We start from the raw sequence: 10,718 nt of genomic DNA, 5'->3' as shown, positions 1-10,718 counted from the left end.
GGTGATCAACAAGCTCGGCCGGATCCAGCGCGAGCTGCTCCAGGACCTCGGGCGCGAGCCCACCCCGGAGGAGCTGGCCAAGGAGATGGACATCACCCCGGAGAAGGTGCTGGAGATCCAGCAGTACGCCCGGGAGCCCATCTCGCTCGACCAGACCATCGGCGACGAGGGCGACAGCCAGCTCGGCGACTTCATCGAGGACTCCGAGGCGGTCGTGGCCGTCGACGCGGTGTCGTTCTCGCTGCTGCAGGACCAGCTCCAGCAGGTGCTCCAGACGCTGTCGGAGCGCGAGGCGGGCGTGGTGCGGCTGCGGTTCGGGCTCACCGACGGGCAGCCCCGCACGCTCGACGAGATCGGTCAGGTCTACGGCGTCACCCGTGAGCGGATCCGTCAGATCGAGTCGAAGACGATGTCGAAGCTGCGTCACCCGTCCCGTTCCCAGGTCCTCCGGGACTACCTCGATTAGGGACGCCTGTACCCCCTGTGGCCCCAGTCACGAGTGCAACCGACTTGTGATCGGGGCCGCAGCGCGCTAAGAACACGTATCGGCTCAACGCAGGAATGTGACTCTGCTCCCGTGGGTAGATCGGGAACGAACAGGGCATGACAGCTGTTGGACGGTGAGTGGTAAGCAGGAAAGTCAGAACACGTTCGTCGGTAACGAGTGCAGGAGGTAGGCGATGACCCCGACCCTCACGCCGCCACCCGAAACGGTGGTGGAGTTTGCCGCCGATGAACGGTGCGACCGGTGCAGTGCCGCGGCGAAGCTGCGGGTCCGGCTGGCCGAAGGCGGCGACCTGGTGTTCTGCGGGCACCACGCCAACAAGTACGCGCAAGAGTTGGTCAAGATCGCGGTCGAGGTGGCCGTGGCACCCGAGTTCGAGTGGCGCGGTACCGATCTGAAGACGACGAACTAGTAGCAACCTGATAAGAAGGCCCTCCCGGTCGCCCGGGAGGGCCTTCTGCCTGTTCAGGGGGCTCAGAGCGTCTGGCAGGTGGCGATGCGCTCCTCGAGCTGCTCGATGGTCGCCTGGGCGCTCGGCGGGCCGCCGCAGAGCCGGCGCAGTTCGGCGTGAATCTTGCCGTGCGGAAGGCCGGTGCGGTGATGGTGGGCCGCCACGAGTGCGTTCAGCTGTCGGCGTAACACGATCCGGCGCTCCCCGGCCGACATGACGACCGGGGCGGCGGGCTGTCCCGGGACGACCTGAGCCGTCGCCGAACGCTTCTTCTGCGCCGCCATCTGGTCCGCCTGGCGCTTCGACAGCAGCGCCGACACCTGATCCGCGGTGAGGAGGCCGGGCAGCCCCAGATACTCCTCCTCCTCGGGCGTTCCGGCGGCCACCGGCGTCCCGAACGTGCCCCCGTCGAAGATCACCTGGTCGAGCTCGGCCGTGGCCGACAGCGCCTCCCAGGACTTGGTCAGCTCGCCGCTGGCCTTCTCGCTCTGCTGCGCGCGTTCGAGGAGTTCGTCGTCGAAGCCCTCCTTCTTGCGCGGGTCGCCGAGCACGTGGTCCCGCTGGGCCTCCATCTCGCTCGCCAGGCCCAGCAGGTGCGGCACCGACGGCACGAACACCGTCGCCGTCTCGCCCTGCTTACGGGCCCGCACGAAGCGCCCGATCGCCTGCGCGAAGAAGAGCGGCGTCGAGGCGCTGGTGGCGTAGACGCCGACGGACAGGCGCGGGATGTCGACGCCCTCGGACACCATGCGCACGGCGACCATCCACCGCTGGTCCGACGCGGCGAACTCGGCGATCCGCTTCGAGGCACCCACGTCGTCGGAGAGGACCACGGCGGCCTTCTCGCCGGTGATGCGTTCGAGGAGGCGGGCGTAGGCGCGGGCGGTGTTCTGGTCGGTGGCGATGACCAGGCCGCCGGCGTCGGGCACCCCGCCGGCCCGCTTCACCTGCAGGCGGGCGTCGGCGGCGCGCAGCACCTGCGGCATCCAGTCGCCGGCCGGGTCGAGGGCGGTGCGCCAGGCCTGGGCGATCAGGTCCTGGGTGAGCGGTTCGCCGAGGCGGGCGGCCAACTCGTCGCCGGCGGAGGTGCGCCAGCGGGTCTCGCCGCTGTACGCCAGGAAGATCACCGGCCGGACGACGCCGTCGCGCAGCGCCTCGGAGTAGCCGTACACGCTGTCCGCGCGGGAACGCATCAGCCCGTCGCCGCCCCGCTCGTACAGCACGAACGGGATCGGGTTCTCGTCGGAGCGGAACGGCGTACCGGTGAGCGCCAACCGCCGCACGGCCGGCTCGAACGCGTTCTTCACCCCGTCGCCCCACGAACGGGAGTCACCCGCGTGGTGGATCTCGTCGAGGATGACCAGCGTCCGGCGGGTCATCGTGCGGCGCCGGTGCACCTCGGGCGCCATGCCGACCTGGGCGTAGGTGAGCACCGCGCCGTGGAAGTCGCGCGACGAGTGCACATCGGCGTTCCGGAAGGAATGGTCGAGTTGGATCCCGACGCGGGCGGCCGCCGCGGCCCACTGCACCTTGAGGTGTTCGGTCGGCGCCACGACGGTCACGGCCTCGACGGTGTCGTCGGCGAGGAGTTCGGCCGCGATCCGCAGCGCGAACGTCGTCTTGCCGGCGCCCGGCGTGGCGACCGCGAGGAAGTCCTCGTCCCGACGGCGCAGGTACTCGAACAGTGCCTTGCGCTGCCAGGCGCGTAGGGCGGGGCCGTCGGCGGGATTCGGACGCGCGGGCATATGCCCCTCTCGTGGACAGACGGGTCTGGTGAAGCGGGTGGAGCGCCGGAACTAGTCGGGCTGCACGACGTTTTCGTAGAGGTCCTTGCAGACCGGGCAGACGGGGAAGCGCTTCGGGTCGCGCGAGGGGACCCACAGCTTGCCGCAGAGCGCGCGCACCGGCGTGCCCTCGACCATCGCCTGCATGATCTTGTCCTTGGGCGCGTAGTGCGCGAACTTCTCGTGATCACCCTCGTCGTAGCGGTAATCGGTGTCCGTGCGCTCTTCGGTGCGCTCCTCGGTCAGGGTGTCGTGCCCGGGCTCAGTCGTCACCGCACCAGTCTGCCAGGTCCACGACCCTCAGCCGGAACAGGTGCGGCCGAGCTTCGCCAACGGCCGTCCCGTGTCGGGCTTGAGCTTGATGTCCCATTCGCCGTACGAGGTCCACACATGCAGCACGTCGTTGCCGCGGAACGTGATCGTCGACATGCCGCACGGCTTGCCCAGGTCGCCGAAGTCCCGCGCGAACAGTCCGGGGCCCACCCAGAGGTGCAGCCGCTGCAGGTCGGTGCCCGGGTCGTAGAGCACGGCACGGCGTTCGCCGTCGGGTGAGGTGGCCACGACGCGGTGGTCCTGGACGAAGAAGCCGTCGAACAGCCCGACCGCGATCAGGCTCGCGACCAGCCCGACGGCGAGGCCGATCCGCCACTGCACCCGGCTGCGCTGAACGGCCTCGTTCTGCACCGGGGCGAGCAGCCACGAGGCGGCCACGCCCAGCCCGAAGACGACCACGGCGTCCCGGAACGGGTTGCCGAAGAAGCGCCACAGCAGCACCAGGTCGGGTGGGTTCCACACGCCCAGCACGCTCAGCACGAGCATGATGCCGGCCAGCCACGCCGCGATCAGTCCCGCGATGTGCCGCCACTTGGTCCACTTGCCGTTTTGCGCCACGGTCTCAGCCCCCGCCATGGTGGGAAATTCTCGCATTGGAGGTGCACACTGTTCAGTCGGCTTTCCCGCACCTTTCGGTCCTACCCTTGTCCGGTGATCGTTTACGGGCCGCGGGTGGCCGCAGCACTGCATTCCGGGCAGCCAGTCGTGGCGCTGGAGAGCACCATCGTCTCCCACGGGCTGCCGCGCCCGGACAACCTGCGCGTCGCGCGGGAGGTCGAAGCGGTCGTCGAGGCGGCCGGCGCCGTTCCGGCCACGATCGGCATGATCCACGGCCGGCTCACCGTCGGGCTGGACGACGAACAGTTGACGCACCTGGCGACCAGCGACGATGTCGTGAAGTTGTCCGTGCGGGACCTGGCGCCGGCGGCCGCTGCGCAGCGGGACGGGGCCACCACGGTCGCCGCCACGGCGGCGGTCGCGCACAAGGCCGGCATCGCCGTCTTCGCCACCGGCGGGCTGGGCGGGGTGCACCGGGACGCGCCGTTCGACGAGTCGGCCGACCTGACCGGGCTGAGCCGCACGCCGATCACGGTCGTGTGCGCCGGCGTGAAGTCGATCCTCGACGTGGGCGCCACATTGGAACGGCTCGAGACGCTGGGCGTGGCGGTGCTCGGCTTCGGGACGCGCCGGTTCCCCGGGTTCTACCTGCGCGACTCCGGGTTCGACCTGGACTGGTCGGTGGAGTCGGCGCGGGAGGTCGCCGCGATCCACCGGGCCCGGGACGAGGTCAGCGCGGCCGCGCTCATCGTGGCCAACCCGCTGCCCGAGGAGGAGCAGGTCGACCCGGCGCTGCACGACCGGGTGCTGGCCGCGGCGATGGCGGGCCTGACCCGCGAAGGGATCACCGGTAAGGCCGTCACGCCGTACCTGCTCGCGCATTTCCACGAGGCGACCGGTGGGGCGAGCCTCGCGGCCAACATCCGGATCATCACCCGCAACGCGGAGCTGGCGGCACAGGTCGCGGTCGCCCTGCGCGCATGATCGTCGTGGTCGGTGACGTCGTCACCGATGTGGTGGCGGCGTACGAGGGCGTGTTGGCGGCCGGGTCCGACACGGCGGCGCGGATCCGCACCCTGGGCGGCGGCTCCGCGGCCAACACCGCCGCATGGTTGGCGACGCTCGGCGCACCCGTGCGCATGATCGGCGTGGTCGGTGCCGACGACGCGGGCCGGACCCGGGCCGCTGAGCTTCGGGCGCTGGGCGTGGAGACCTTCCTCCGTTCGACCGAAGAGGCGGCGACCGGCTCGATCGTCGTGCTCTCCGACGGCCGGGAGCGGACGATGCTGTCCGACCGTGGTGCCAACGGCCTGCTGCGCCCCGCGGACCTCGCCCTCGACGGCGTGCGCCACCTGCATCTGTCCGGCTACACCCTCTTCGACCCGGCGACCCGGGAGGCCGGGCTGCGGGCGTTGGCCGAGGCCCGCGCGCGGGGCGCGACCACGAGCGTCGACGCGTCGTCCGCCGCGCCGTTGCGCCGCGTCCCCTTCCTTTCCTTCCTGGGGAACGTCGATGTGCTGCTCGCGAACGTCGACGAGGCGCGGGTGCTCCTGGGGACCCTCGGGACGGCCCCGGACCTGGCGCCCGCGCTGCTCACCCGGGTGCGGCACGCGATCGTCAAGTCCGGGGCGGACGGGGCGGTGTGGGCGCACGCGGACGGCGTCGTGTCCGCACCCGCCGCGCCGGTGCCGGCGGTCGTGGACCCGACCGGCGCCGGGGACGCGTTCGCGGCCGGGTTGCTCCACGCGTGGCTCGGCGGCGCTCCCCCGTCCGACGCCCTGGCGCGCGGCGCCCAGTGCGGCGCCCGCGCGGTGACGAAACTCGGCGGGCGTCCCTAGATCGTCAGGGTTCGACGTCGATGATCGTGGGGTTCTCACGCTGGGTGATGGCGGGCCGGGAGGTCGGCTTCTCCGGCTCCCGCGCGGCGTGGAACCTGTTCCGCAGCCGGTGCTCGGGTTTGGGAGCGCGATCGTTGGCGAGCATCACCGCCAGCCACGGCAGCAGCACCGCCCCCACCAGGCAGATCGACACCCACAGCCCCAGCAGCGGGACCCGCGCCATCGCGAGAACGGCGGCCAGCACCAGACAGCCGGCCCGCACCGTCATCATGACGATGTAGCGGGTCTGCCGGCGGCGTAGCTCGTCGGCCGGACTTTCCTCGGCGTCGGTGATGACGACGGGTCGTCGGGAGCGTCGCACGACTTCGAGTCTTGCACCCGGGCCCGGTGGAGCCCACCCGACCCGGGTGTCTGCGTCGATTAGTAGCGGCGGTCCTGCGGACCCGGGTTGTGCGACTGGGCGAGCAGGATGTCGCGGATCTCCTGCAGCAGCCGGACGTCGTCCGCCGGCGCCTTCGGCTCCGGCTCCTCGCCCCGCGCCCGCCGCTCCGCGATCTTGTTCATCGGGAGGACGATCAGGAAGTAGAGCGCCGCCGCCGTCAGGATGAAGGCGAAGACGGCGTTGATGAACGCCCCCCAGTCGAAGATCACCTCACGGACCTTGAAGGTGCCCGAAACCGTCTTGCCGCCCGAGAGCAGCTTGATCAGCGGTTCCAGGAACGACTTGGTGAGCTGCGTGACCAGGCCGTTGAAGGCCGCACCGATCACGACACCTACGGCAAGCTCGACCACGTTGCCACGCATGATGAAGTCTTTGAACCCCTTGAGCACGCAGGGAGCGTAGTGCGTGCCCGGAGGCGACGCATCCGCAGGCGTCACCGTCGGGTGGATCTTCCGGATCGTTTGTTCACCCGACCACCCGACGATGCGCGCCGCCCCGCACCGCGGCGCCACAATTCCGATCACCCCGTGCGGGTAGATTTGACGTCGAGTCGACATTGATGCGAATACTTCTCGCAAATCTGGGGACGTGATGACCGGCTCGCCATGGACAGCAAGCCTGATCGGCGTCGGGGGCATTCTGCTCGGTATCGCCGCGAAATGGGCTGTCGATCTCCATACCGAACGCAACCGCCGCGCGCTCGAAGACGGTCGGCGGTTCATGGCCGAAAAACAGGTGGCCTATGCCGAAATTCTGTGACTGCTGGAGAGAACGGCCAAGACCCGAGTCGGAGAAACAGCTCAGAGCGCTCAGCCTACTGGCGCCGCAGCACGTGGTCGCCGCCGCCGAGAACTGCCTCGACCTTCTGTTCAACGGATCGCGCGGCGCCTTCGAAGCTGCCGAGAGGGTGTTCATCGCCGCCTCGCGGAAGGATCTCGGAATACCGACGCAAGCGGCGTCCGACACCGACCTGACTCCGCACAGCGGCTGGCCCATCAGGATGAGCCAGGAAATGGCCGACAGCAGTACTCCCGAAATTCGGAGCGTCGGAGTGATAGTGCCGGCGTCGTTTCAAGCCGCGTACCGCCACGACAGCAACGTTTTCCGACCGACGGACGGTATAGGGCCGATCAGCATCATTCGCCGCGTGTTCCGCAGCCGGGGCTGACACCAATTGGCGGTACCGTCACTTGGCCTTGGCCGCCGCCTTCATCTCCTTCTTGAAGGCGCGCACCTTGACCAGCGACTCCGCGTCCACGATGTCCGCGACCGAGCGGTACGACCCCTCGGCGCCGTAGTCCCCGGCCGCCTCCCGCCACCCCTCGGGCTGCACCCCGAACCGCTTCCCGAGCAGCGCCGCGAAGATCTGCGACTTCTGCTTGCCGAACCCGGGCAGGGCGGAGATCCGCTTCACCAGTTCCTTGCCGGTGGCGGCCTCGGCCCAGAGGCGTTCGGGGTCGCCGTCGTACTCCTCGACGATGACCGCGCACACCTCCTGCACCCGCGCCGCCATCGCCTTCGGGAAGCGGTGCAGCGCCGGCGGGGTGGCGAAGACCTGCACCAGCGTCTCCGGGTCGAACGCCGCCAGCGCGGCCGCGTCGAGGCGTTCGACCCCGATGCGCTGCGCCAGCTCGTAGGGCGAGCCGAACGCCTTCTCCAACGGGATCTGCTGATCCAGGGTCATCCCCACCAGCAGGGCGAGCGGGTCGCGCCGCAGCAGGTCGTTCGCCTCGTCGGAGATCGGCAGGTTGAGCGTCATGCGCCTATCGTGCCCGGTCGGTCAGGCCGGCACCGCGGAACCCCGGGCGAAACGCTCGTCGAGCGCGGCCAGCAGGCAGGGGTCGACCTCGACGTGCGGGGCGACCTGGCGCAGCGTGTCCAGGAACGCGGGCAGCATCGGATCGGCGTGCACGAACAGGCGGGGGTGCCCGTCGGCGTTCACGACGGCGTTCTGCGACTCCATGCAGAACCCGCGCACGTCCGCCAGCGGGATGGCGCCGTCGCGCTTCGGCGTCCACCAGTGCAGCTCCGTGTCGGTCAGCTCGAGCCGGCAGACGGTTCGCAGGTACAGCAGGTGATACCAGTAGACCGTGATGGCGACGGCCGTCCCGACGACCCCGATCTTGCCCACGACCGACAGATCGGTGAACGCGAAGCCGATCGCCACCACGGTCGGCAGCACCATGAACACGCGGAGCAGTACCCGGTGCAGACCCGGGCTCGCGTAGCGGTACGTCGTCCCCATGCGCACCCTCTTACCCGCATTCGGTCCGGCGGACACGGCAGGATGTTCCGGTGACCGAAGCACTTCTCTCCCCCGCCGGGATCGACCGGCTGCGCGACGCTCTTCTCTCGGCCGGCTACACCGATGACGGGATCGCCGCCCGACTCGGGCCGGAGGCCGTGGACGCCGTGCGGCGCAACGACTTCCGGCCGGCGCTGCGGGCCACCGAAGGCGGCGAGCCGGTGGACACCCTGATCCGGCTGTTCGTGTGCGGGCAGACGGAGCCGGAAGCGGCGATCCGCGCGGCCCTGCCGGAGGAGGCGCGCCGGGTTCTCGTCGAGGACAACCGGGCGGCCGTCGAACTGGAGCCGTACGGCGACTGGTGGGTCGTCTCCGACGTGTCGGCGAGCCTGCGGCCGGGCGTTCCGCTGCCGGCGGAGCATGTGCTCGGGATCGGCGGCGCCTCCACGACGCTCGCGCAAGCCACCTGGCGCCGGCCGGTCGGCCGGGCGCTGGACCTGGGCACCGGCTGCGGCGTGCAGGCCCTGCACCTGTCGCAGCATGCGGAGGCGGTCACCGCCACCGACCTCTCCGGGCGGGCGCTGACGTTCGCGGCAACGACCGCGGCGCTCAGCGGGGTGTCCTGGGACCTCCGCCAGGGCGACCTGGTGCGACCCGTCGCGGGTGAACGCTTCGACCTGGTGGTGAGCAACCCGCCGTTCGTGGCCGGGCCGGGGACCACCACGCACACCTATCGCGACTCGGGCCGGGCCGGCGACGCCGTGTGCGCCGAACTCGTCGCCGCGGCGCCGGCGCTGCTCAACCCGCGCGGCACGATGCAGTTCCTGGCGAACTGGCTGCTGACCGCCGACGAGGAGTGGGAGGACCGGGTCGCGGGCTGGCTCGCCGGCACCGGGCTCGACGCGTGGGTGATCCAGCGGGAGGTCAGCGACCCCGTGGCCTACGTGGACCTGTGGCTCGCCGACTCGGGGACCACCGATCCGCGCACCCGCGCGCGGTGGCTCGACTGGTTCGAGGAGAACGGCGTCACCGGCGTCGGGCTGGGCCTCATCACCCTGCGGGCCGGCGGGCACGAGGACCCGACGGTGCGCCTGGAGGAGCTGCGCCAGCCGGTCGAGCAGCCGCTCGGCAGGCACGTGGGCAGATGGTTCGAACGGCAGGACTGGCTCCGTTCCCACGACAAGGAAGGGCTGCTCAAGGCGCGCCTGACGACGGCGCCCGACCTGGCACTGCGCCAGGACGCCCACCGCGGCCCGGACGGCTGGGAGGTGGACCGCCAGCAGCTCGCGCTCACCGGCGGCCTGCACTGGGCGGAGGAGGTCGACCCGGTGGCGCTGGCCCTGGTCGGCGGCTGCGACGGTACGGTGGCGCTCCGCGACCAGCTCGACCTGCTGGCGCTGGCGCACGGGGTGGACGTGGCGGTGCTGGCGGAGGTGGCCGTCCCGCTGGTCTCCCACCTGGTCGAGCGCGGCTTCCTGCTGCCCGCCGAGGAAACCCAGTGAGCGCGCGACGGGCCGGTGCGGCGCCGCCTGGACTGAGGAGTGCAGGGAGCGCAGCGACCGCAACGACGAGGGAAGGCGGCACCCCGAGCGCCGGACCGACGCTTGCGCGGGCATCATGAGAGCCGTCGTCCAGACCGTGAGTCACGCGAAGGTCACCGTCGATGACGAGGTGGTCGGCGCGATCACCGACGGCCTGCTGGTACTTGTGGGCGTCACGCATGATGATTCGGAACGGGAGGCGCAGACCCTGGCCCGCAAGGTCCACGAGCTGCGCATCCTCGACGGAGAGCGATCGGCCGCTGACACCGGCGCGCCGGTGTTGGTGATCAGTCAGTTCACGCTCTACGGCGACGCCCGCAAGGGTCGGCGTCCCAGTTGGACCGCGGCGGCTCCGGCCGCTCACGCGGAGCCACTGATCGGGGCGTTCGCGGATGCTCTGCGTGAGCGTGGCGCAACTGTCGAAACAGGACGGTTCCAGGCGCACATGCTGGTCGAATCCGTCAATGTCGGGCCCCGAACAATCCTGTTGGAGATCTGACTACCAGATTCGTGCCACCAACCATTCGGCTCACTCCGGCTTCACCTCTCCGGCGGCAAGCTATGCCCACAGACAACGAGCGTCCTACGACATAGCGACGAACGTCCCGCAGCAACGGGGGAGGCGAGCAGGGTGGCACAGGCAAATATCGAACTGGACTTCGACGGCGACGTCACCGAGGCCGAGCAGGAAGCCGCCGAGCGGGGCATCTCCGCCGACCTCGTGCGGGCGTACCTCAACGGCATCGGCCGGACCAAGCTGCTGACCGCCGCGCAGGAGGTCGAGCTGGCCAGCCGCATCGAGGCCGGCCTCTTCGCCGAGGAGGTGCTCACCCGGGGCACGTACCTCGACGAGCCGATCAGCGAGGCGCTCGCCGCCGACCTGACCACGATCGTCCGCGAGGGCCGCGGCGCCAAGGCGCACCTGCTGGAGGCCAACCTCCGCCTCGTGGTGAGCATCGCCAAGCGCTACACCGGGCGGGGCATGGCGTTCCTGGACCTGATCCAGGAGGGCAACCTCGGC

Annotated in this window: 16 protein-coding genes; 9 read left to right on the top strand and 7 right to left on the bottom strand. The window is 70.5% G+C overall.

What is annotated here, in order from left to right; genetic code table 11:
- Both Val02_RS46570 and Val02_RS46565 read left to right on the top strand, forming a co-directional pair.
- The coding region (locus Val02_RS46570) for a sigma-70 family RNA polymerase sigma factor (protein WP_203736746.1) at positions 1–466 on the top strand (466 nt) is incomplete at its 5' end.
- Positions 467–680: 214 nt separating this feature from the next.
- Entirely contained in the window at positions 681–917 is a 237-nt protein-coding gene (locus Val02_RS46565) for a DUF7455 domain-containing protein (RefSeq protein ID WP_203905818.1), read from the top strand.
- A gap of 62 nt (positions 918–979) precedes the next feature.
- Here Val02_RS46565 and Val02_RS46560 read toward each other — a convergent pair whose 3' ends face one another.
- The 3 genes from Val02_RS46560 to Val02_RS46550 are packed head-to-tail and all read right to left on the bottom strand — an operon-like array spanning position 980 to position 3,649.
- A complete protein-coding gene (locus Val02_RS46560; RefSeq protein ID WP_203905817.1) occupies positions 980–2,701 on the bottom strand; it encodes a DEAD/DEAH box helicase in 1,722 nt (573 codons plus the stop codon).
- A 51-nt stretch (positions 2,702–2,752) separates the two neighbouring features.
- The gene (locus Val02_RS46555; RefSeq protein ID WP_203905816.1) at positions 2,753–3,013 is read right to left on the bottom strand and encodes a DUF3039 domain-containing protein; all 261 of its coding nucleotides are present in this window, start codon (positions 3,011–3,013) and stop codon (positions 2,753–2,755) included.
- 27 nt (positions 3,014–3,040) lie between these two features.
- Positions 3,041–3,649, bottom strand: coding sequence for a hypothetical protein (locus tag Val02_RS46550; protein WP_203905815.1), 609 nt, complete (start codon positions 3,647–3,649; stop codon positions 3,041–3,043).
- Positions 3,650–3,724: 75 nt separating this feature from the next.
- Between Val02_RS46550 and Val02_RS46545 the strand changes: the two genes are divergently transcribed.
- A complete protein-coding gene (locus Val02_RS46545) occupies positions 3,725–4,615 on the top strand; it encodes a pseudouridine-5'-phosphate glycosidase (RefSeq protein ID WP_239153864.1) in 891 nt (296 codons plus the stop codon).
- The gene (locus Val02_RS46540) at positions 4,612–5,469 is read left to right on the top strand and encodes a carbohydrate kinase family protein (RefSeq protein WP_203905814.1); all 858 of its coding nucleotides are present in this window, start codon (positions 4,612–4,614) and stop codon (positions 5,467–5,469) included. Before Val02_RS46545 ends, Val02_RS46540 begins: the two co-directional genes overlap by 4 nt.
- A gap of 4 nt (positions 5,470–5,473) precedes the next feature.
- Here the strand turns inward: Val02_RS46540 and Val02_RS46535 are convergent, their stop codons facing one another.
- Positions 5,474–5,830, bottom strand: coding sequence for a DUF3099 domain-containing protein (locus tag Val02_RS46535; RefSeq protein ID WP_239153863.1), 357 nt, complete (start codon positions 5,828–5,830; stop codon positions 5,474–5,476).
- Positions 5,831–5,889: 59 nt separating this feature from the next.
- Positions 5,890–6,300 (bottom strand): large conductance mechanosensitive channel protein MscL, encoded by a 411-nt coding sequence (gene mscL / locus Val02_RS46530; RefSeq protein ID WP_203905813.1) that lies wholly within the window; start codon positions 6,298–6,300, stop codon positions 5,890–5,892.
- Positions 6,301–6,499: 199 nt separating this feature from the next.
- On the opposite strand from mscL, the gene Val02_RS46525 reads away from it, so the two are divergent.
- Together Val02_RS46525 and Val02_RS46520 are read left to right on the top strand one after the other, a co-directional pair.
- Positions 6,500–6,670 carry a hypothetical protein gene (locus tag Val02_RS46525; RefSeq protein WP_203905812.1) on the top strand — a complete coding sequence of 57 codons (171 nt, stop codon included), beginning with the start codon at positions 6,500–6,502 and terminating at the stop codon, positions 6,668–6,670.
- A gap of 73 nt (positions 6,671–6,743) precedes the next feature.
- Positions 6,744–7,079 carry a hypothetical protein gene (locus Val02_RS46520; protein ID WP_203905811.1) on the top strand — a complete coding sequence of 112 codons (336 nt, stop codon included), beginning with the start codon at positions 6,744–6,746 and terminating at the stop codon, positions 7,077–7,079.
- 18 nt (positions 7,080–7,097) lie between these two features.
- Here the strand turns inward: Val02_RS46520 and Val02_RS46515 are convergent, their stop codons facing one another.
- Complete coding sequence (locus tag Val02_RS46515; protein ID WP_203905810.1) at positions 7,098–7,670, bottom strand: HhH-GPD-type base excision DNA repair protein; 573 nt, start codon at positions 7,668–7,670, stop codon at positions 7,098–7,100.
- A gap of 21 nt (positions 7,671–7,691) precedes the next feature.
- Positions 7,692–8,156: a hypothetical protein gene (locus Val02_RS46510; RefSeq protein WP_203905809.1), complete on the bottom strand. Its 465-nt coding sequence runs from the start codon at positions 8,154–8,156 to the stop codon at positions 7,692–7,694.
- 50 nt (positions 8,157–8,206) lie between these two features.
- Between Val02_RS46510 and Val02_RS46505 the strand changes: the two genes are divergently transcribed.
- The 3 genes from Val02_RS46505 to Val02_RS46495 form a co-directional block, all read left to right on the top strand.
- Positions 8,207–9,658 (top strand): DUF7782 domain-containing protein, encoded by a 1,452-nt coding sequence (locus Val02_RS46505; protein WP_203905808.1) that lies wholly within the window; start codon positions 8,207–8,209, stop codon positions 9,656–9,658.
- Between the two features lie 115 nt (positions 9,659–9,773).
- Positions 9,774–10,196, top strand: coding sequence for a D-aminoacyl-tRNA deacylase (gene dtd / locus Val02_RS46500; protein ID WP_203905807.1), 423 nt, complete (start codon positions 9,774–9,776; stop codon positions 10,194–10,196).
- A gap of 147 nt (positions 10,197–10,343) precedes the next feature.
- On the top strand, positions 10,344–10,718 hold a 375-nt coding region (locus Val02_RS46495), incomplete at its 3' end, for a sigma-70 factor domain-containing protein (RefSeq protein ID WP_275415690.1).

It is taken from the genome of Virgisporangium aliadipatigenens (assembly GCF_016863615.1).
Classification (GTDB): Bacteria; Actinomycetota; Actinomycetes; order Mycobacteriales; family Micromonosporaceae; genus Virgisporangium; species Virgisporangium aliadipatigenens.
This window is presented reverse-complemented; position numbering and strand designations above follow the sequence as displayed.